Genomic DNA, 22,295 nt, shown 5'->3' with positions numbered 1-22,295 from the left:
CTTCCAACTTAAGAAAAATCTTCTGAATTATATAATAATTCTTCGATATGCGTTTGCGTTGGATCTAGTTGTAATAAACGTATAAATACTTCTTTCGCCTCTTTTCGCAATCCCTCTTCTAACAAGAAGTAACCGTACTCCTCTAAGAAGTCTGGATGATTCTTAAAAGAAGTATATGCACTTTGGTAATGTTTTAATGCATCTGAATACAATTCTAATTGTTTTTTCGCATAAGCAATATCCCAAATTAATTGCATGTCTGTCTCTCCATTATCAATGGCTTTTTCTATAACAGCAATAATCTCTTCATATCTTTCTTCTTCTTTTAAGATGTATGAATACTTTAATGTAGCCCCTAAGTGTGAAGGATCAAGCTCTAATGCTTTTTTCAGCGCAGCTTCCGCTTCATTTCTTCTCCCTAATTTCGCTGCAATGTTAGCAAACTCTACATAAAACGGTATCGATAATTCATCAACTTTTATTCCTTCTTGAAGCGTTTCATAACTCTCCTGAAGCATTCCTTCTTTTTCATAGCATTTCGCTAAATACATATATAAAGAGGCATACTCTGGATCTAACTCTTTTAATTCTTCCCATACACTGATTGCTCTTTGATACTGTTCTCCTTGATAGAGCGTAAACGCATATCCAAATAAAGAATGTATATCCTTTTGCTCTTCTAAACCTTCCTCATAATAAGAAATGGCTTCAGCCCATTGCCCAAGTGCACTTAAATTTTCAGCCAATCGAAGCGCAACAACAACACCGCCCATCACTTTATGCTCTGGAAGTAATGATTCATAATAGGGAATGGCCTTACCATCTTCACCTTTACTGCTATATAATTCTCCAAGTCCAAAAGCAACTACTGGCTCATCTGGCATCATTGCTTTCGCTTTTAATAATTTTTGTTCCGCTACTTCGTCAAAACCTTGCATTTGATATAAATCAGATGCAAGTAATAGAGATTGAACATATAATTCATCATTCTCTGGAATATCGTGAAGTACTTCAATTGCTTCATCTTCTTTATCTAAATCAATATATAACTCTGCTAAAAATAGCGTGAATTCACTTTCTTCTGGATATAGCAAACGTAAATCTTCTGCTATTTCTAGCGCTTGATCTATAAACCCTAGCGTATAGTAATAACGAGCAATATCGTACTTTTCTTCATCCGTACTTTGTTTTACTTGTTCTGCTAATAGTTGTATGCCTTTCTCTACTTCCCCATTTTCAATATATGTAACAGCTTGTTCAAACTTTTGCATAACTCGCTCCTTATATAAATACTTGTGTAAATTCCATAATAAACAACTGCTTCTGTGTAATCAACCGTGATGATGACGAAAAGAACCTTCTCAAAAAGAAAAGATTCTTTTAGCTTTGTAGCGTGTGTAACTGTTGAAAGAAATTTGGATATGACACAGCTACCGCATCACTATTTTCAACGATAACTTCTCCATCTGCTATACACGCTGCAATTCCTAACATCATACCAATACGATGGTCCCCATAACTATTTACCACGTTACCGTGTAATTGCATTTTACCACGTACAATCATACCATCTTCTGTCGCTTCAATATTTGCTCCTAATTTTTTCAATTCATTCACAACTGTATCAATACGATTCGTTTCTTTTACTTTTAATTCTTCTGCATCCTTAATTACAGTTATCCCTTCAGCTTGCGTTGCTAACAATGCTATAATTGGAATTTCATCAATGAGTCTCGGGATAAGCGCACCACCAATCTCTATCCCTCTTAGCTGTGAGGTTTCGACTGTAATATCACCGCACGGTTCAAACTCTTCATTCCGAATATGATCTATTGACAAATTTGCACCCATTTGTGACAGTACATCAAGAATCCCAGTTCTTGTTGGATTTAACCCTACATTTTTCAGTACAATTTTACTATTTGGTACAATCGCACCTGCCACTAAGAAGAAGGCAGCTGAAGAAATATCTCCTGGCACTTCAATATTTGCGCTAGAGAGCTTTTGTCCACCATCTAACGAAACGGTTAATCCGTCAACAGTAACGCGGCAACCAAATGCACGTAACATACGCTCTGTATGATCACGAGATTGCAATGGTTCTGTCACAGTTGTCACACCTTCCGCTTGCAATCCTGCAAGGAGAACAGCTGATTTCACCTGTGCGCTTGCTACAGGAGAAGAATAATGTATACCTTTTATATTCCCTCCTCGAATCGAAAGAGGGGTAAACTGTCCATCTTCTCTTCCATCGATTTTAGTACCCATTTGACGAAGGGGTTCTGTAACACGTTTCATCGGACGTTTTCCAATTGAATCATCTCCAATAACGGTACAATGAAACGGTACATTTGCAAGTATACCAAGCATTAACCGAATTGTCGTTCCTGAATTTCCAACATCTAGTACTTCTGTTGGTTCTACTAATCCTTGTAATCCTTTTCCATATACAGTGACATCGTTACCATTTCGCTCAATTGTAATTCCTAATTTTTGAAAACAAGCAATCGTACTTAAGCAATCTTCGCCTTGAAGAAAATTCGTAATCTTCGTTATCCCTTCTGCAATCGCCCCAAACATAATAGCGCGATGCGAAATGGACTTATCTCCAGGAACAAAAATCGTTCCATTTAACCCATTCTTAAGCTTTGTTAATCGTTTCACCTCTATCACCTCTATATCATGTGCAACTATGTATTTGTTTCTCTATTGTACTTCTTTCCTTCTTCTTTAGGCAAATAAGATGAAAGAAACGACTCCAAAGTTTGGAGCCGTTTCTTTCATCTTATGAATATGTCTCTTCTTTTCTCACATTTTTTTCTATGAGTTCAGTAAGCACTGCAATAATTTCCGCGTTCTCTTCTTTCGTTCCAATCGTAATACGAATACCATTCGGTAAACCAAGCGGGCCACCAGAACGAACGATATATCCCTTTTGCAATAATCTTTCAAAGACCTCATCACCTGGAAGTCCAAGTTCTAAAAAGATAAAATTCGTCTGTGATGGATAATAAAACACTTGATACTTCTCACAAAAATCATAATATTGCTGCAATCCTTCATTATTCACTTTTACACACTCTTGTAAAAATGCTTGATCTTCTACCGCAGCTTGCGCAACTACCTGTGCAATTGATGACGTATTAAATGGTAATCTAGCAATTTCTAACGAACGCATTAACTTTTCATTTCCTACCGCATAACCAATGCGGAATGACGCTAATCCGTATGCTTTTGAAAATGTGCGCAACACCATAAGATTTTCATATTTCTCTAGAAGTGGTAATGTTTGCGGATACTCTTGCGCCACGGCATACTCATAGTATGCTTCATCCATAATGACAAGTGTTGTTTTCGGAACAGCCTCTAAGAATGAAAGTAATTGTTTTTCTGCTACATATGTTCCGGTCGGATTATTGGGGTTACAAATCCATACAATTCGTGTATGCTCATCAACTTGTGTAAGCATTGCCTCTAAATCATGTGTACCATCTTGTAAAGGCACTTCACGTACTTCCGCTTTTTCAATTACGGCATGATGACGATATTGTGAAAATGTCGGCTTTGCCATGACAACATTTGTTCCTTCTTGTAAAAGAGCACGGCTAATCATTTGAATGACTTCATCTAAGCCGCTACCAAATAAAATTTGTTCCCCTTTCACACGAAGATGTGCTGCTAATTTTTCACGAAGAGCATACGCTGCGCCGTCCGGATAGAGCGCATATTGCCCAGCTAACGATGCCAGCGCTTCATCTACACGTTTTGAACATCCAAATGGATTTTCATTTGACGCTAATTTCACAATTTTAGATAGTCCATATTGTCTCTTTACTTCTTCAATATTTCTCCCTGGCACATACGCTTTGAGCGACAATAATTGCTCTTTTACTTTCATTCGAATTCCCCCTGTCATTTTTGTAAATCGGGCCTTAGTTGTACCGCTTTCTCTAAATAGACATGTTGAATTTCATGCTGTCGTTTATTTGTCATAACCGTCATCATAACGCGAATGCATTTCTCAAGGGCATCTGGTACTTCTATTTCTTGCATGCACATAACCGGTACATATGACCAGCCTTCCATACGTCTTAATGCAGCCGCTGGGAAACATGCATTTATATCTGCTGTTGTTGAAATGAGTACAGATACAATATCACTAGGCGAAATTCTATTATTCTTTGCTATTTCTTTCACTAAACGCTCTGTTGCAGTCAATATTTGTTCTCTTTCATTACAATTGACTGTAATCGCGCCGCGAATTGCGCGAATCAAATAGACTCCCCCTCTCTTTGAAATGCTTCTAAAGCCGTTCGGACGGTCTCATCTGAAATAGATACGACATCTACTACCCCAATCTCCTGCATAACGACCATACGAATTGTTCCACTGTTCGCTTTTTTGTCTTGCTTCATTACTTGAACGAGTCGGTTCACATCAAGTGTATTGGGCATACTCGGATAGCCATATGCTGTAAACCAACGCTTGATTTCCTTATATTGAAGGTCTTTTTCATATATTTGTTCACTTAAAAAGATAGCAAATAACATACCGATCGCCACACCATCACCATGTGTTATGTTTCCATATCCCATCTCTTTTTCAAGTGCATGTCCAAGTGTATGTCCAAAATTCAAATGAGCACGAATACCTTTTTCAGTTTCATCCTCTGCAACAACTTTTGCTTTTACTGGAATCGCACGTTGCAGTGTATAGATTAATTTATCATCTCTTAAATCAGTCAGTTGTTTCACTTCTTTACGAAGCCAATGATATAATTCTACATCTCCAATAAGCGAATGTTTAATTGCCTCCGCAAAACCAGAGCGCCATTCTTTTTCTGAAAGCGAATTTAAAAACGGAGTATGATAAATCACCGCTTCCGGCTGATGAAATGCGCCAATCATATTTTTCCCAAGTGGATGATTAATTGCCACTTTCCCTCCAACTGCACTATCATGTGCAAGTAAAGTTGTTGGTATTTGGACAAAGCGAATCCCTCTCATAAACGTTGCTGCAACAAATCCTGCTAAATCCCCAATCATTCCGCCGCCAAGCGCAAGAATAAGCGAATGACGATCTAAACCTTTTTCAAGAGCAAACGTTTGAGCAGCATAATAATTTTCAAACGATTTTTCTTTCTCACCACTTGGAACCACAAACGAAAATACGTCTTGTTTTACCTGCAAGGTACTTATTACTTCGTCTAAATGAAATGATGCTACCGTTGCATCAGAAATCAGTAAAATATTTGAAACAGCTGGTTTCATATTTTCTATAAGCGTTAATAGTTGTGATAATGCATCGTTTCCGACATACACATTATATTGTTTTGAACTTGTTTGAATCTGCATTGTCTCCATTAAAACTCCCTCGCACATTCGTTATGTTTCTTAATATTTTCACGAATTAAATCGATGCGATCCGTTCCAAATTGTTCAACTACAGCTGCTGCAAGTTCCCAAGCTACAACAGCTTCTGCTACAACACTTGCTGCTGGCACTGCACAGCTATCAGAACGCTCAATACTTGCTTGAAACACTTCTTTCGTATCAATATCTATACTTTGCAGCGGTTTATACAAAGTTGGAATTGGTTTCATAACCCCGCGAACAATAACTGGCATCCCAGTCGTCATGCCGCCCTCTAATCCACCGGCGTTATTTGTGCGTCTTGTATACCCATGATTCTTGTTCCATAAAATCTCGTCATGAACAAGGCTTCCAGGCTTATGAGCGGCTTCAAAACCAATTCCAATCTCCACACCTTTGAATGCATTAATACTCATAATCGCAGCTGCAAGTTTTGCATCCAATTTATGATCGTAATGCACATAACTTCCAACACCAATCGGCATCCCTTCAACAACAACTTCAACGATTCCTCCGATAGAATCCCCGTTTGTTTTCGCATCATCAATTGCCTGCATCATTTTCTTTCCTGCTTCTTCGTCTAAACAGCGAACAGGAGATGCCTCTGTAATCGTTTGTATCTCTTCAATAGAGGTATACGACTGCTTTTCTGCTTTTACTCCTCCAATTTCAATGACATGTCCTGCTACTTTTATCCCCAATTCTTCTAAAATACGCTTTGCAACAGCTCCAGCAGCAACACGAACTGTCGTTTCTCTGGCAGAAGAACGCTCTAATACATTTCGCATATCACGATGGCCATATTTAATTGCCCCGTTTAAATCAGCATGCCCTGGACGAGGTCGTGTAATTTGCCGTTTTATTTCTTTTGATTCTTCATCTGTTAACGGCTCTGCGCCCATAATTTTTGTCCAATGTGTAAAATCACGATTTTCGACAACAAGAGTAATGGGTGCACCAATTGTATATCCATGGCGAACACCGCTTAAAATTTGAACTTGATCTTTTTCAATTTGCATGCGGCGTCCACGCCCGTAGCCTTTTTGTCTTCTTTCTAACTCCGTATTAATATCATCTGCTACTAAAGATAAACCTGCCGGAATCCCCTCTAATATCGTCGTTAGTTGCGGTCCGTGAGATTCACCAGCTGTTATGTATCGCATCGGTTACTCCCCTTTACTTCAGTATTTATGTAACACTATATCATAACCTTTATTGTTTCGTAACTATATAAGTCCAAATTGAAGAAACGACCTAAAAACCCTCTTTCTTTTTAGGATAGCGAGAGCATCTGGCCATGCATAGAAGCGGTCAGAACCTTTTTCTGCCACATGCGAGGTTAAAAAAAAAGAGAAAAAACAAGTGCAAGTTCCTTTTGCTTTGCATAGCAGTGACTTATATGTTGAAACATCAAAATAAAACAAAAAAGCGCAAGAAGGAATGTGACCATCCTTTCTTGCGCCTTTTCCATTATATCTACTATTTTTAAAACGGTTACAAATTATTTCAAAATAATTAGTAAATCCACTCATTCATTACTCTAGAATACTCAACAAGCTCTTCTTTTTTGAAGAAAATACCAATTTCACGTTCTGCACTTTCAAGAGAATCTGAACCGTGAATAATATTTTTCCCAACTGTTAGTCCAAAATCACCGCGAATTGTACCAGGTGCAGCTTCACTTGGTTTTGTTTTTCCCATCATATTACGAGCTGTTTCAATAACGCCTTCACCTTGCCATACCATTGCAAAAACAGGTCCAGATGTAATGAAGTCTACTAATTCGCCGAAGAATGGTCTTTCTTTATGTTCAGCATAGTGCTCTCCAGCAATCTCTGGTGTGATTTGCATAAGCTTAGCACCGACTAATTGAAAGCCTTTTCTTTCAAATCTAGCAACAATCTCCCCAATGAATGCACGCTGTACACCATCTGGTTTTACCATTAAGAACGTTTTTTCCATAATAAATCTCTCCACTTCTCATTATGTATGTAATTGTATATCCCCAAACACATAGTATCACCCTTATCAGAATTGCGCAATAGTTTTGAAATGGAGAGATTATTATTTTCTTCGAAAAACATTTAAAACTTACGTTTTCCAATATACTTTGCAACATTTTGCAACGCCAGTTTTGCCTGTCCACGAGGCAACGGCTTAATAACTTCTAATGCCTTATGTAAATATCTTTCGCTAAATGCAAAAGCTCGATCAATTGCATCACTATTTTTGACCGCTTCAATGATTTCTTTCATTTCATCTGAAGACGTATTTTCATTTACGCAAACAATTCTCTCACGAAGTTTACGGTCTTCCATTGCATATAAAACAGGAAGTGTAATATTACCTTGTAATAAATCTCCCCCTGCTGGTTTTCCAAGCTTTTCTTCTGTTGATACAAAATCTAAAATATCATCAATAATTTGATATGACATACCGACAAAGTACCCATACCAAAATAAACGATTTACAGTATCACGACAGGCCCCAGATGCAATGGCACCTAATTGACAGCTAGCTGCAATTAACAATGCTGTTTTCCGCTTTATACGGCGTAAATATGTTCGTAAATTTTGTCCAAAATCATACTTATCTTTAATTTGCTCAATTTCACCTTTACACACTTCAAGAATTGTATTCGATAATGCTTTATGCACTTCTGGGTTTTCTAAATTGGTAATGCATTCCAGAGACTTTGCAAATAAATAGTCACCTGTATACATTGCAATGCGATCACCCCAATTGGCATTTACAGTCGCACTTCCTCTTCTTAAAAGAGCGGCATCAATTACATCATCATGCACAAGAGAAGCCATATGGATAAGCTCTAATGCAACCGCAACATGCTTAATCACATCAAGCTTATAATTACCGAATTTTCCTGCAAGCAGAACGAAAACAGGGCGAATTCGTTTTCCACCGGCCTCAATTAGTTGCAACGCTGCTTCTTCCAGCAATTGTTGCTCAGAAGCAACAACTATTTTTAGTTCTTTCTCAATTTTATCAATATCCGATCGTAAAAAAGAATACATAAGTTGTAACTTCATATCGTTCACCTTAACCTAAAACTTCTTTTCTATTTTATCCCGCTCTAATCAATAACAAAACTTCCATCTTACAATTATTAGAAAATAAAAAAGGAAGGTGGGAGATAACTTCTAATATGCTCCCGATTGCTGAAGGCTTTCCATCAACAAAGAATACATTCCCTCGTTTACTTCGGTTTATATCCTAAATGCATTGCTGCTACTCCAAAAGTAAACGGCTTTACTTGTACTTTTTCTAATCCAGCTTCTTCAAACATACGAGCCAATTCTTTCATCCCTGGAAATGTACTTGCAGATTCTTGTAACCATGAATATTCTTTGTAACTTTTTGCAAACAACTTTCCAAATAACGGCATAATATATTTAAAATATAACAAGTAACCTTGGCGGATTCCAATCGTTGTCGGCTGAGATGTTTCTAAACAAATAACCTTTCCACCCGGTTTTACAACACGTGTCATTTCCTTTAATACCTGCATGTAATCTGGTACGTTCCGGAGCCCGAATCCAATTGTGACATAATCAAACGTATTATCCTCAAATGGTAATTCCATTGCATTACCATGAAGTAATTCTACTTGATTTAATTGTAAAGCTGCCACTTTCTCTTTTCCAACAGAAAGCATATTTTTACTAAAATCTAATCCATATACTTTCCCATTAGAACCGACTACCTCAGCAAGCCCAATCGTCCAGTCAGCCGTTCCACAACATACATCAAGCGCTTTGCTGCCCGGTTGAACATCCATAATTCGCATTGTTTCTTTGCGCCATGCTTTATGTCTTTGAAAGCTAATAACCGAATTCATTACATCGTATTTATTGTATATCTTCTCAAATACGTCATGTACTCTTTCTTCTTTTGATTGTTGCATGCTTTACCCTTCTTCCAACTGTAAATTCAAAATGTTCAAGTGGCCTCTTTCAATGTGGAAAGAAATGTTTCAATTCCTGTATTATTTTGCATCAAAGTATTGACCTGACTTCGCATTTTTCTTATCAATTCGTTATATACGTTTTCTACTTTCATTTCACCATCATAAGATAAAATCTTTTGAATTGCAGCAAATACAGGTGACGATTCTTTCTTCATGTATATTTGATGCTCAGTTTGCAAACGATCTATTGCTAACATATTTGTGATTGCAGACTTTACATGTGGCACTTGAAAATGGTCACATGTTTTCTGTAAAAGAGCCGATTCAATCATTCCGACACTGTTTAACATTTCTTCAATCGTTCCATACGTTTGCTGATATAGCATAATTTTTTGTTCATTGATCTCTTTAATCCCGTCTGCTAAGGCACGAATCAATGTGATATCATGATTCATTGAAAGTAAATAATAATATAACCCACTGTAATAATCACCCGCTAATACCGTTAATTGGCGTCGCTTATGAAATTCATCGGTCTCTTCTTTATTTGATACTTTCTCATGCGTGTCCAAAGCAATTTGTACAAGCATAATCGTTACTGCGTAATGTTCAATTTCTTCTTTATGTAAGTTTGCACTTTTTAAAACGGAATATAAGAACGCTATTTTTTTTTCATCAACAACTGGTTCTTCAATATATTTTATAAAATAAGGATGGCGTAGTTTTTTATATAGCTGCTCTTTTATATCCGCAAACCCTCTGTAGATTTCACCCACTAAAATCACCCTTGTTTTCTAATTCATAAAACCTATTATAACACATTCATTCATTTTTCTATAAAAAAACCTGACGAAACAAACCAAAGTAAAAAATTGATCTTTCATCCACTTTATCTTGAGCATGAAATCGTTCCAAAGTGAAACTTCCATCAGTGGAGGTTTTGCTGCGCTTAAAGTAGCGAGATAAAGTGAAACTTTAATCAGTGGGGGTTTTCTTCATCCCCCACTGATTATTAGTTGAACCAATCGGGCTTTTACGGGCAGTTTATCTCCCACCTAACTTCTTTGTTTTCGCCAAATTTTGAGGTGGGAGTATTACTGCCCGTTAATGCGGGATAAAAAAAGAAAAGCAGTTTCCTGCTTTCCTACTAATTCGTTTTAATAAAAGATAAAATTTCCGCACGTGCTGCTGCGTCTGCTTCTAACGTACCACGCACTGCAGTTGTTACAGTTTTTGCACCAGGTTTTTTCACACCGCGCATTGTCATACACATATGCTCCGCTTCTACAACAACCATCACACCATGCGGCTCTAACACTTCCATAATAGAATCTGCTACTGTTGATGTAATGCGTTCTTGTAGCTGCGGTCTACGTGCAACTGTATCTACTGTACGTGCCAATTTACTTAATCCAGTTACTTTTCCACCACGTGGAATATATGCAACATGAGCAACGCCATAAAATGGAACGAGATGATGCTCACACATAGAAAAGAACGGAATGTCCTTTACCAATACAAGTTCTTCATGATCTTCACCAAACACCTTATGTAAATGTTCTTTCGGATCTTCATGCATACCAGAAAATACTTCTGCATACATCTTCGCAACACGTTTTGGTGTATCTAATACGCCTTCACGATCCGGATCATCCCCAATTGCTTCTAAAATAAGGCGTACTGCATGTTCAATTTGCTCTAAGTTTACATTTGCCATCCACTAGCCCTCCCGAATAAAACCTAAAAATGCTACGAACACATTCTAGCATATATATGTTTTTAAATGCAAAAAGAAGAGTTTCCAATTAGGAAACTCTTCTTCCCCGTAATATGTAAGGATTATTTAACCGCATCTTTTAGCGCTTTACCAGGTTTGAATGCAGGTACTTTGCTTGCCGCGATTTCAATTTCCTCACCAGTTTGTGGGTTACGTCCTTTACGAGCCGCACGCTCACGAACTTCGAAGTTACCAAATCCGATAAGTTGTACTTTATCACCTTGCTTTAAAGCTTCTAAGATGGAATCAAAAACAGCGTCAACTGCTTTTGTTGCGTCCTTTTTAGAAAGGGAACTTGCTTCTGCAACAGCATTGATTAAATCTGTCTTGTTCATGCCATTCACCTCCTCCCAAAGATACGACTGTATAATGATCATAAACATAAAATGAGTCTTACCTTCATTTGTAGGCAATTTTTACAAATTCTATACTACAAAGATGTAGATAAATCATTATCAAGGCCTATATTATACGATTCTCCTTTATAATTCAATATTTTTAAAGAAAATGTTGCCATGAAAATGCGAAAAACTGATAAAACTTGACAATCAACTATAAAGTATTAGATAATGACATTTTGTTTTTCTATGAAAAATAAAAAAAGACCCCAAAATAAGGAGTCTTTCGATTATAAAATAATTGCTATTAAGCCACCTGATCCTTCATTTATAATTCGTTCTAACGTTTCTTTTAATTTATAGCGAGCATTTTCTGGCATTAATGATAATTTTGCCTGAATTCCTTCTCGAACGATAGAGCTAAGTGACCGCCCAAAAATATCGGAATTCCAAATAGAAAGTGGATCATCTTCAAAATCTTGCATTAAATAGCGAACAAGTTCTTCACTTTGCTTTTCCGTTCCAATAATCGGTTCAAAAGTTGATTCTACATCAACTTTAATCATATGAATTGACGGAGCGACAGCTTTCAATTTCACACCAAAGCGTGATCCATGACGAATAATTTCTGGTTCATCCAAGCTCATATCTGCTAGGGCCGGTGCTGCAACACCATATCCTGTTTGTTTTACCATTTTTAGTGCATCTGCAACTTGATCATATTCCGTTTTCGCATGAGCGAGGTCGAGCATTAATTTCAACAAATGATCTCGGCCTCGAATTTCAACACCTACCACTTCTTTTAAAATTTGATCGTACAATTCATCCGGTGCATATAAATCAATCTCAGCAACACCTTGCCCCATATCAATTCCCGCAAGACTTGCACGATCGATGAATTCATATTGACTAAATTGCCATACAACGCGATCAACATCACGAAGACGTTTAATATCTTTCACCGTTTCTTGGACAGCCTCTTGATAACTTTGACGAAGCCAGTGGTTGTCATGTAACACCATTACCCAACTTGGAAGATTTACATTCACTTCGAGAACCGGAAATTCATATAACGCCTCTCGTAATACGTTATATACATCACCTTCTCTTAGTCCTTCTACACTCATTGCTAACACTGGAATATCATATTCTTCTACTAAACTTTGACGAAGTTGTTCTGTATCAGGATGATATGGCTGTACTGTATTAATAATCATAATAAATGGTTTTCCTACTTCTTTTAATTCATTTACAACCCGTCCCTCTGCTTCAATATAATCGCGGCGTGGAATTTCTCCAATTGTTCCATCAGTTGTAATAACTACCCCAATTGTAGAATGCTCTTGAATTACTTTGCGCGTTCCAATTTCCGCTGCTTCATGAAATGGAATCGGTTCTTCATACCACGGCGTATTAATCATGCGTGGCCCATTTTCATCTTCATACCCTTTCGCTCCTGGAACAGTATAGCCCACACAATCTACTAAGCGAATATTTACATCAAGCCCTTCTTCAACATGGATAGAAACCGCTTGGTTTGGAACAAACTTTGGTTCTGTCGTCATAATTGTACGCCCTGCTGCACTTTGCGGCAGTTCATCTTGTGCGCGCTGGCGATCTGAATCATTTTCAATGTTTGGAATAACAACTAGCTCCATAAATTTCTTAATAAAAGTAGATTTCCCTGTTCTGACAGCCCCTACAACCCCGAGATAAATATCACCGCCTGTGCGCTCGGCAATATCTTTAAAAATATCAACCTTTTCCAAGTGATTCCCTCCCTCAAAATTTTTGGGAATAAATCATGATTATTCTTGTAGTTTGGACAATACAGCATATGATTTTGTCCCAATTTCATATGACTATTTTAAAAAAACTTTTTATTAGCGCTGCAAATATTTCAAGAAGTAAAAAACCCTTCTTCTAGAACTTATTCGCTAAAAGAAAGGTTCATGACTTATCATTTAAAAAAAATTGGTTCTTTATCCTTCACTGTATACGGCAAAGAATACGCCGGTACAAATGGGGTATGTTTCACAAGCAACTGACGAATATCTTCTCCTTCTTTTACTTCATCACCATATTTTTGTAACATATCGTATAAATCAATACGATAATCAATATACACCTCACCTTTCTCATCAACAACAAAAGGTAAGTTTTTACCAGAATAGGGGCTTTCCACTTGAGGAATTTCTTTATATCCCATTTTATTATAATCAAGCTCATATACACCATCTGTAATTATTTTTTTAAACGGTGGATATCGATGCTCATCACGATAGATTTTTAGTTTTAACTTTAAATCTTGAACTCGCTCAGCTGTTCGAACATCAATTAATTTCACAGTGGGATTTGTTTCTACATCAACTAATACATATTGATAAACGCCTCCGCTTTCAAAGGCATTTCCAGGTGGTTCTTGCATTAGTCTAGGGGTAATTTTTTGAAAATCAATCGGATATTTTTGATAGATTGGTGTATTCATATCACGTGTTTTAATAGGCAATATATGACCATTTTGTTCTCTATATGTATTAACTGCTGTTTGCACCGCTTGTAATTGGTCTTCATATGGTATGACGTGTTGTTGCATCTTTTCTTTCGGGTATAGACACCCAGATAATATACTAGTACAACACAATACGAAAATCAGTAGTATTTTCTTCATCAAAAATCCGTCCTTTAGTTTCTATTGTTCGATCGGTCCGCTAAATACGACAAGAAAAATAATAAGTCCTGATACAATCATACATGCATATGCAAACAAAGCTGTAAACCCTTTCAAAAATGTATTCTTTATTTTATGGCGACTTAGCAAAATGAAAACAACAGAAATAAACATAAGAGCCATTGCGCCCAAAGCAAACCACATCTTTATAAGTCCAACAGACATATATACCCCCCTTTATTTTAATATATTTTTCTATTATTTTAACAAATTATAACTTTTAAACAAATAGAAATATTCCATTTATATATACAATTTAAAAACCTCCTTTCTTTTTAGGGGGGACGAGAGCATCTGGCCGTGCATAGAAACGGTCAGGGCCTTTTCCTACCACATGTAATGTTTACAACAAAAGGAGAACGCAAGTAGCGACTTATATGTTAAAAAATGAAAATAGATATATATTTAACAATAAGACAATACTTCATCTCAAAATGCTGTGCAGCATCACTTATATGAAAACGAATAAAAAAAAACGAAGCGAACGGGACTTCTTCGCTTCGTTTGACCAAATATTCCCACAAACAGCTCATATTCATTCCTTCATAGTATCGTATGCAATATATATATCAGTGGTTTCTCACACTTTATTTTTTAAACATTTTGCTCAATGAACTAAAATCAGTTGGCATGTTATTATTAATAATCGCATTTATAATTTGCTCTTCTTTTTCTTTTGATACATCTCTTCCCGCCATTATTGCAACTTGATGAATTAACTGACGTAATACTTTCTCATCTCGTAAATTTGCATTTTGAACCGAAGAGGCTAATTTAAAAATATCTTCTTTATTTACTTTTGATTCCTTTTCAATATTGTTGAATAAATTATTATCCACTTTGTTCACCCTCTCATATAATCTACACTTCATCGTATGCAGAAAATAAAGAATGGTGAAAAAACCCAAAAGAAAAAGCTGTACAAATGTCCTTTTACATTTGTACAGCTTTGTTTACAGCAAGTCTGGAATCGCTTCTACTTCGTGTTTACGCACACGTCCCATCAACGTTCCAACAGCATCTTTTACATTTTTCCCATTAAACAACACATCATATAAAACAGTTGTAATTGGCATTTCTACATCCATTTTCTTAGCCATCTCATATGCGGCCTTCGTTGTCCGCACGCCTTCAACAACCATTCCCATATTATCTAATACTTCTTCTAACGAACAACCTTTGCCAAGCATGTTACCAGCACGCCAATTTCGGCTATGAACGCTTGTACATGTTACAATTAGGTCACCCATACCTGTCAAGCCAGCAAACGTTAATGGGTTCCCGCCCATTTTACTTCCTAAACGCGCAATTTCTGTTAACCCTCGCGTCATAAGTGCTGCCTTTGCATTATCTCCTAAGCCAATTCCATCCGTAATACCCGCTGCAAGGGCAATAATATTTTTTAACGCCCCGCCAAGTTCAACTCCAATAATATCTGGATTTGTATATACACGGAAATAGCTATTCATAAATAAGTCTTGAACCTCTTCAGCTGCTTCCATACGCTTTGCAGCTGATGTAACTGTTGTTGCTTGACGCAACCCTACTTCTTCCGCATGACTCGGCCCTGATAAGACAACTACATCTCGAATGAGATGAGCCGGAATTTCTTCTTCAATCACTTCCGAAATACGCTTTGAAGTTCCTGGCTCAATCCCTTTACTCGCATGAATCCATGTAATTGGCTGCGAAACAAATTTTTTCATATCTTGCAATACTTCTCGATATGCCTTTGTAGGTACAACGAGAAGCACTGTATCTACTCCTACTAATGCCTCTTCTAAGGAAGAGTAAGCAACAATACTTGCTGGCAGTGTAACCCCCGGAAGATAACGACTATTCTCATGTTTTTCATTCATTTCATTCATAAGTTCTGCTCGGTTTCCCCAAAGGCGTACATCATGACCGTTGTCAGCTAATACCATCGCTAACGCCGTTCCCCAGCTACCTGCTCCTACTACTGTGATTTTTTTCATAAAATCACATCCTCTCCATTAGTCTCGTGCTCTTGCAATAACTTTAATCGGTGTTCCTACGAAACCAAACGAATCGCGCAGACGATTTTTCAAGAAACGCTCATAAGAGAAGTGCAGTAATTCTGGATCGTTTACGAACACAACAAATGTCGGTGGTTTCACCGCGACTTGTGTTGCATAGAAAATTTTCAAACGTTGTCCATTATGCGTTGGTGTTGGATTCATTGCAACAGCATCCATAATCACATCGTTTAATACATTCGTTTGTACACGAATACTATGACTTGCATTTACCTCATTAATAACAGGAAGCAGTGTGTGTGTACGTTTTCTCGTTTTTGCAGATAAAAATACGATTGGCGCGTAATCTAAGAATTGGAAATGAGCACGGATATTCTCTTCGAATTCCTTCATCGTTTTCTCATCTTTTTCAACCGCGTCCCATTTATTCACAACAATAATAACAGCACGACCTGAATCATGGGCATAGCCAGCAATTTTTTTATCTTGTTCAATGATTCCTTCTTCACCATCTAAAACAACTAAAACAACATCAGAGCGTTCAATTGCTCGAAGGGCACGAAGTACACTATACTTTTCTGTACTTTCATATACTTTCCCTTTTTTGCGCATTCCTGCTGTATCAATGATAACGTAATCTTGTCCATCTTTACTGTACGGTGTATCAACTGCATCACGTGTAGTACCTGCTACATTACTAACGATTACACGTTCTTGACCAAGCAATGCATTTACCATTGATGATTTCCCAACGTTTGGACGACCAATTAAACAGAATTTAATTGTTTCATCATCGTATGGTTCTTCTTCAATTTGCGGAAAATGTTTTGCTACTTCATCTAATAGGTCCCCTAAACCTAAACCATGTGTTCCAGATATAGGAAACGGTTCCCCAAAGCCTAACGCATAAAAATCGTAAATTTCACTGCGCATCTCTGGATTATCTACCTTATTCACAGCTAATACAACTGGCTTTTTAGAACGATATAAAATCTTTGCAACTTCTTCATCCGCAGCTGTTACACCGTCGCGACCATTTGTCATAAAAATGATAACATCAGCCTCATCAATCGCAACTTCTGCTTGTTGACGAATTTGTGTCAAAAATGGCTCGTCTCCAATATCAATTCCACCTGTATCAATAATGTTAAACTCATGATTTAACCATTCTCCTGCACTATAAATGCGATCTCTTGTTACACCTGGGATATCTTCTACAATGGAAACTCTCTCTCCAACAATTCTATTGAAAATAGTAGATTTCCCTACGTTCGGGCGACCTACTATTGCTACTACTGGTTTCGGCATATACTTTCATCCTTTCAACTTGCTTCTGTTTATTATGTAAAAAACCCTTCTTTGTGCAAGAAGGGATTTGCATTCCAGAATATTTCTCTTCATATCAAAACACCTCATATTATAACACATTTCAAGAATGTTTCACAATAATATATACATTCTCTTGCAAACGGTGGGCAATTCCATCTAAGATCGCTTCTAAATTACTAGCAACAAACTCCATTTCTTCTACTGTCTCACATACAAATAACGGCGCCCCGCCAGCGAACTTTTCCGGAATTGTTGTAATAACAGCAAGAATACATTTTTCTAATATCATCCTTTTTCTCCCCTTCCATTTGGGGCCTCAGAAGACATATGAATAGCACTTTCTAATGTTGGAACATTTCCAATGACCTGAATCGCTTTATTTACATCTCGATCTTGCGGCAAAACAAATATGCCTATTCTTCCATCATTTAAATCACGTTTTGCAAGCGGTACAAGTGCAGGTGTTCCAGAATCTCGATATACACCAAGCGCAACAGAGATATCATGCAAAATCGCTTGCCTTTGACCAAGGTTTGCCAATGTTACCCGAGCATCAATAGACTTTGGTTTTAAAATAAAACCCATACCATACTTCATAATTTCTTTTTGCCTTGCTGGTAAACCGATATTCATAATATAAATATTATCAACATAAAGGCCTGCTCCTTCAAAATGCAATGGAGCATGCTCGACTTCAACAAGATCGCGCAGTCGTTTACCAGACATCAACTTTTTCGCGAAAAAGAAACTTATGATTCCGGCTAAAATACCGGCATACCATGATTTACATCCTAAATAAGCAAAAGTAGCTACGAAAGATGTTAACATAGCTAAATAATTACGGCTCTCAAATACAATTGCAATTCCCTCAATATATGTGTTCCCCCTAGGGACAAGTTCATACCCGTCTAATTGCTGCAGTGTATTCCGCTCCATATTACGTACATCACGAAACTGTGATGCTGCTAATGTCAGAAATGTAATCGCAGAGAAATCCTTTTTCAAAATAGCTGGAATGGCTACCGCCCCAAGAGCAGCCGCAATAATTCCCATAGCAATATGAATAATCTTGCCATGTAAACGAGTTGGATACTGCCTTGTATCAGTTTGAAGCATTAAAATTCGCGTGACAGTTCCAACGGTTACTCCAAGCAACATAGCTGATGTATACGAGTTCATAAATTAACCTTGTCCCTCCTTTACTTGCTTTTGCTTAAATTGCCCTGTATATGTGATTATTTTCCCAATTCCGTATAAGAAACCAAAGAACATTGTAGACACAGCAATCATATTAAAAAATTGCAAACTCCCTAATTGATACGGAAAATGGAATGTCTTTAAAATAAACGCTACAAACAACTCACCTTGCAACGCCCCTACATATAAGCCCCATATACGTAATAGACGGTCCCTATGTAATAAAACAGATGTATAAACGAGAATACTACTTAACATCCATGTACGATCTACAACAATCCAAATCGGATCATATAGTTCGATTAAAGAAAAACTTGCATATAACATCGCAATTATAAGTGCACATAGTACAGTGTAAATCTTTTTCCATATTGAATATGCCGCAATTCCAATAAATGAGACTCCACCTAACAAAAGGGCATTCATCGATATTGTAATAGAAGCAACTGAAATCACTGTTTGCGAACAAATAATAAATAATAAAATGACCGCACTAAGCCCGAGCCTAACTGTATCTTTTTTCAAAAAAAACGTCGTAACAATCCAGCCCATCCACGCTAAAAAATAAAAATAACCACCTTCCAAGTGAACACCTCCTATTATTTCCATTATGGGGATATTTCATGAAAAATAATCGTCTTCTATCACTGCATATTTTTATAAATAACAGCAACACTTTGTACTAAGGAGGTGGGAACACCATGGGTAAAGATCGTCAAGAAAAGAAATTGAAACAATCAAGACGCGTAGAATCTGACCGCAGCCAGTCATTACAATATCCTGGTGCAACAGGACTCGATACACCGGAGCAAGCAAGAAAACAAAATCAACATTAAAACAAAGAAACAGCCAACATATCATTGGCTGTTTCTTTGTTTATATATAAATCCATTTTGAGCATGTGGCAGAAAAAGGCTTAGGCCGCTTCTATGCATGGCCAGATGCTCTCGTCCGCCTAAAAAGAACGGGTTTGTGTTCGTTTTCCAATTTATATTCATACATATTAACACTTACTTTATAATCCCTTCTTCTGTTGCTTTCTTTATCGCTTCAACGCGATTAGATACATGAAGTTTTGAATAAATATTAATAATGTGCGTCTTAACTGTCGAAAGAGATATACACAATTGTTCACCAATCTTCTTATTTGATGCCCCAGTCGCAAGAACCTTCAATACTTCTAATTCTCTATTACTCAAAAGAACATTCTCTTTATCACAATCCCCTAACTGTAACAACGTGCATAAAAACTCCCTCTCTCTTTCATTTAAATCTTGCAGACGTTCTTCTTTTAATAACACCAATAATACTTGCGTCTGTTTATCTATCCTTTTATAAGGTAATAAAATATGATTTTCATAACTATAATGTACTGCTTCTCGTAATAAATTTAAAAGCTCTCGCTTATATCTTTGCAGATCATTTCCTAAAATAGTCACTTTTAATAACAGCGCTTCTATTAATAAGACCTTCATTTTATATTTCCTTGTAAATTCCGCAATTTCATCAAGTAATTGTAATGATTCTTGTATATGTCCTTTCTGCAATAAAATCTGAGCATATAACAATTTATCTTCAGTTCGTAGTTTCTTTTTTTCTTTTTTTTGTTGATATATGGGAACAAATTGATCTAATTGCTGCACATATTCTTCATCAACATGGATTGCATATTTTAGCAAGGAGGATATAAACAGCTCATTTTGATACGCATCAAATGTTTGTAGCTTTCGAATCGTTTCGTTTGCTTGCTGTTTATCACCTTTCAGAAATTGAAGTTCCATTAAATTATATAAATAAGGTTTTCCTAATGCAGCTTCGTCACCTTGTACATGTTGTAATGATTTTTCAGCCTCATCCAATTGTAAACGTTTTAAATAAATACCCGTAATTCCAATATGACAAGTTACTGTGAGAGCTGATAAAAATGGATGTTGTTCAACTACCTCAAAAAGCTGATTATATAACCGCTCACACTCTTTTAAATCTCCTAAATCCTCTTTAATCTGGCATAAAGAACTTAAAATGCCCATTTTGACATATGGATTTTTCATTCTCTTCTCAAGCATAGACGCTTTATCAAGCACATATAGTGCATCCTTGATTCGCTCCTGAAACCACAGAAAAAATGATAATTCTACATAAATAATTGCCTTGGTTACATCACTTATATCCATGTCTTCAATTTCATCTATAAACAAAACATCTAATTGTAAATTTTCTTCCTCAATTAAAGCCTTGCAAAATTCGAATACCTTCCAAGGATGATGACCACTTTCCCCTTTGTACACGGTATTTAATATTTCTGTGCACAGCTCAAACTCCATATTACAATAATGGTAAAAAATGAGTTGAAACGCCATCTCTTTATTTTGCACAATACATGTTAACGGAATATGTCGCAAATAGCTCCATCCCTGTGGATTTTGCCCATGTATTTCAATTTTCCTCAACGCAGCCTCATAACATTGCATCTCTAATAATTGTTTTATACACTCCTCAAAATCACCACATCGTTCGTATACTTCTGCCGCTCGTAAACGTAATTTCTTTTGTGTCTTCACTTCTAACCGCTTAAAAGAATGTTGTAAAAACTGTTGAAAAATAGCGTGATAGCGATATATTCCACGATCTTCATCAAGATTAATTATAAATAAATGTTTTTGAAATAGACGTGTAATCATTTCTTTTGTACCTTGTTTTTCCAACAATTCATCACAAATTTCCTCATGAAAATAACTTAAAATAGATGTTTTTATAAGAAAATCTTTTTCTTCTTCTTCCAGGGCATCTAAAATCTCTTTCGATAAATAGGTAATCATATATTTATTTAGCACTTTCATATGCTGCATACAATCATTTTTATGATAAGAACGTGCAAGCGCAATTAACTGCAGGCCACCAATCCATCCTTCTGCCACCATGTTCATGTCATGAATTACCTCATAATTTAGATCCATCTTCAATGTATCTTTAATAAATCGAACCCCTTCATCTATTGATAACTTTAATTCTTCTTCTTCAATTTCTAGTAATCTTCCTGAAATGAGAAAATCGCCTACATAAAATTTAGGTTCTTCCCTCGTTAATAAGACAATGCGAATATTTTCTGAGGAATGCTTTAGAAAATATTCCATCGTCTTATTAACACCAACATCTGTTATATAGTGAAAATCATCCATAATAATCGTAATATCATCTTTTGTACTTAATAGGTTAATCAAAGCTACAATAATACGTTTCATATCATCTTTATGCATAATCATCTGAAATAAAGAAATAATCTCTTCTATTTCTGCAATATATACATGCATACTTTCTAACATATAGTACCAAAAAGAAAATACATTATTATTCTCTTTATCTAGTGTAATCCACGAAATTGTAAACTCTGGATTTTCTTTGACAAAAGAAGAACATATAGTCGTTTTTCCACTACCAGCTGATCCTTTTACAACTACAAGCTTATAATCGTACAATGTTTCTAGTTTTTTTAATAATTTTTCTCTACGTACATAATTTTTCCTTGGCGTTGGAGTCATTAATTTTGTAGAAATGATTTGAACTTCTCTCTTCATTTCATCACCTTACTATTTTCTTTATGCATTTTATTTCCATTTTATATGGTTAAC

General features: G+C 36.5%; 23 protein-coding genes. 1 reads left to right on the top strand and 22 read right to left on the bottom strand.

Translation table 11 applies throughout. The features are described from left to right. Positions 1-8: 8 nt before the first annotated feature. The 21 genes from MR076_RS02670 to MR076_RS02570 form a co-directional block, all read right to left on the bottom strand. Positions 9-1,271 (bottom strand): tetratricopeptide repeat protein, encoded by a 1,263-nt coding sequence (locus MR076_RS02670; protein WP_242217314.1) that lies wholly within the window; start codon positions 1,269-1,271, stop codon positions 9-11. Between the two features lie 109 nt (positions 1,272-1,380). Next, positions 1,381-2,670 carry a 3-phosphoshikimate 1-carboxyvinyltransferase gene (gene aroA, locus MR076_RS02665; RefSeq protein ID WP_242217569.1) on the bottom strand — a complete coding sequence of 430 codons (1,290 nt, stop codon included), beginning with the start codon at positions 2,668-2,670 and terminating at the stop codon, positions 1,381-1,383. Between the two features lie 115 nt (positions 2,671-2,785). Continuing rightward, positions 2,786-3,898: a histidinol-phosphate transaminase gene (gene hisC / locus MR076_RS02660; RefSeq protein ID WP_242217312.1), complete on the bottom strand. Its 1,113-nt coding sequence runs from the start codon at positions 3,896-3,898 to the stop codon at positions 2,786-2,788. A 14-nt stretch (positions 3,899-3,912) separates the two neighbouring features. Next, entirely contained in the window at positions 3,913-4,275 is a 363-nt protein-coding gene (gene aroH / locus MR076_RS02655; RefSeq protein ID WP_242217310.1) for a chorismate mutase, read from the bottom strand. Beyond that, complete coding sequence (gene aroB, locus MR076_RS02650) at positions 4,272-5,363, bottom strand: 3-dehydroquinate synthase (protein ID WP_242217308.1); 1,092 nt, start codon at positions 5,361-5,363, stop codon at positions 4,272-4,274. Before aroB ends, aroH begins: the two co-directional genes overlap by 4 nt. Continuing rightward, positions 5,363-6,535, bottom strand: coding sequence for a chorismate synthase (aroC, locus tag MR076_RS02645; RefSeq protein WP_242217306.1), 1,173 nt, complete (start codon positions 6,533-6,535; stop codon positions 5,363-5,365). The genes aroB and aroC overlap by 1 nt, the downstream gene beginning before the upstream one ends. A 352-nt stretch (positions 6,536-6,887) precedes the next feature. Continuing rightward, positions 6,888-7,334, bottom strand: coding sequence for a nucleoside-diphosphate kinase (gene ndk / locus MR076_RS02640; RefSeq protein ID WP_242217304.1), 447 nt, complete (start codon positions 7,332-7,334; stop codon positions 6,888-6,890). A 122-nt stretch (positions 7,335-7,456) separates the two neighbouring features. Continuing rightward, on the bottom strand, positions 7,457-8,419 hold the full coding sequence (hepT, locus tag MR076_RS02635) for a heptaprenyl diphosphate synthase component II (protein ID WP_242217302.1): 963 nt from the start codon (positions 8,417-8,419) through the stop codon (positions 7,457-7,459). Positions 8,420-8,586: 167 nt separating this feature from the next. After that, positions 8,587-9,294: a demethylmenaquinone methyltransferase gene (locus MR076_RS02630; protein WP_242217300.1), complete on the bottom strand. Its 708-nt coding sequence runs from the start codon at positions 9,292-9,294 to the stop codon at positions 8,587-8,589. A gap of 35 nt (positions 9,295-9,329) precedes the next feature. Continuing rightward, the gene (locus tag MR076_RS02625) at positions 9,330-10,073 is read right to left on the bottom strand and encodes a heptaprenyl diphosphate synthase component 1 (protein ID WP_242217298.1); all 744 of its coding nucleotides are present in this window, start codon (positions 10,071-10,073) and stop codon (positions 9,330-9,332) included. Positions 10,074-10,444: 371 nt separating this feature from the next. After that, a complete protein-coding gene (folE, locus tag MR076_RS02620; protein WP_242217296.1) occupies positions 10,445-11,014 on the bottom strand; it encodes a GTP cyclohydrolase I FolE in 570 nt (189 codons plus the stop codon). Between the two features lie 122 nt (positions 11,015-11,136). Next, entirely contained in the window at positions 11,137-11,409 is a 273-nt protein-coding gene (locus MR076_RS02615; RefSeq protein WP_001043860.1) for an HU family DNA-binding protein, read from the bottom strand. Positions 11,410-11,702: 293 nt separating this feature from the next. Next, positions 11,703-13,181 carry a stage IV sporulation protein A gene (spoIVA, locus tag MR076_RS02610; protein ID WP_090912574.1) on the bottom strand — a complete coding sequence of 493 codons (1,479 nt, stop codon included), beginning with the start codon at positions 13,179-13,181 and terminating at the stop codon, positions 11,703-11,705. 191 nt (positions 13,182-13,372) lie between these two features. After that, positions 13,373-14,083 carry a hypothetical protein gene (locus MR076_RS02605; protein ID WP_242217294.1) on the bottom strand — a complete coding sequence of 237 codons (711 nt, stop codon included), beginning with the start codon at positions 14,081-14,083 and terminating at the stop codon, positions 13,373-13,375. 21 nt (positions 14,084-14,104) lie between these two features. Further along, a complete protein-coding gene (locus tag MR076_RS02600; protein ID WP_242217293.1) occupies positions 14,105-14,308 on the bottom strand; it encodes a DUF2768 domain-containing protein in 204 nt (67 codons plus the stop codon). 422 nt (positions 14,309-14,730) lie between these two features. Then, positions 14,731-14,982: a stage VI sporulation protein F gene (locus MR076_RS02595; RefSeq protein WP_242217291.1), complete on the bottom strand. Its 252-nt coding sequence runs from the start codon at positions 14,980-14,982 to the stop codon at positions 14,731-14,733. Between the two features lie 114 nt (positions 14,983-15,096). After that, complete coding sequence (locus tag MR076_RS02590; RefSeq protein ID WP_242217289.1) at positions 15,097-16,119, bottom strand: NAD(P)H-dependent glycerol-3-phosphate dehydrogenase; 1,023 nt, start codon at positions 16,117-16,119, stop codon at positions 15,097-15,099. Positions 16,120-16,137: 18 nt separating this feature from the next. Next, positions 16,138-17,448 carry a ribosome biogenesis GTPase Der gene (gene der, locus MR076_RS02585; RefSeq protein WP_242217287.1) on the bottom strand — a complete coding sequence of 437 codons (1,311 nt, stop codon included), beginning with the start codon at positions 17,446-17,448 and terminating at the stop codon, positions 16,138-16,140. Between the two features lie 121 nt (positions 17,449-17,569). After that, a complete protein-coding gene (locus tag MR076_RS02580; RefSeq protein WP_242217284.1) occupies positions 17,570-17,758 on the bottom strand; it encodes a capping complex subunit for YIEGIA in 189 nt (62 codons plus the stop codon). Further along, positions 17,755-18,648 carry a YIEGIA family protein gene (locus tag MR076_RS02575; RefSeq protein WP_242217283.1) on the bottom strand — a complete coding sequence of 298 codons (894 nt, stop codon included), beginning with the start codon at positions 18,646-18,648 and terminating at the stop codon, positions 17,755-17,757. The genes MR076_RS02580 and MR076_RS02575 overlap by 4 nt, the downstream gene beginning before the upstream one ends. Positions 18,649-18,651: 3 nt before the next feature. Beyond that, positions 18,652-19,251, bottom strand: coding sequence for a YphA family membrane protein (locus tag MR076_RS02570; RefSeq protein WP_242217281.1), 600 nt, complete (start codon positions 19,249-19,251; stop codon positions 18,652-18,654). A 116-nt stretch (positions 19,252-19,367) separates the two neighbouring features. On the opposite strand from MR076_RS02570, the gene MR076_RS02565 reads away from it, so the two are divergent. Next, a complete protein-coding gene (locus MR076_RS02565; protein ID WP_020059616.1) occupies positions 19,368-19,502 on the top strand; it encodes a YpzI family protein in 135 nt (44 codons plus the stop codon). Between the two features lie 174 nt (positions 19,503-19,676). Here MR076_RS02565 and MR076_RS02560 read toward each other — a convergent pair whose 3' ends face one another. After that, positions 19,677-22,241, bottom strand: coding sequence for a winged helix-turn-helix domain-containing protein (locus tag MR076_RS02560; RefSeq protein WP_242217279.1), 2,565 nt, complete (start codon positions 22,239-22,241; stop codon positions 19,677-19,679). Positions 22,242-22,295: the final 54 nt, after the last annotated feature.

It is taken from the genome of Bacillus cereus group sp. BfR-BA-01380, assembly GCF_022663535.1.
GTDB classification, from domain to species: Bacteria; Bacillota; Bacilli; order Bacillales; family Bacillaceae_G; genus Bacillus_A; species Bacillus_A cereus_BB.
The sequence above is the reverse complement of the archived record's forward strand: the minus strand, read 5'-3'. Positions and strand labels throughout refer to the sequence as shown.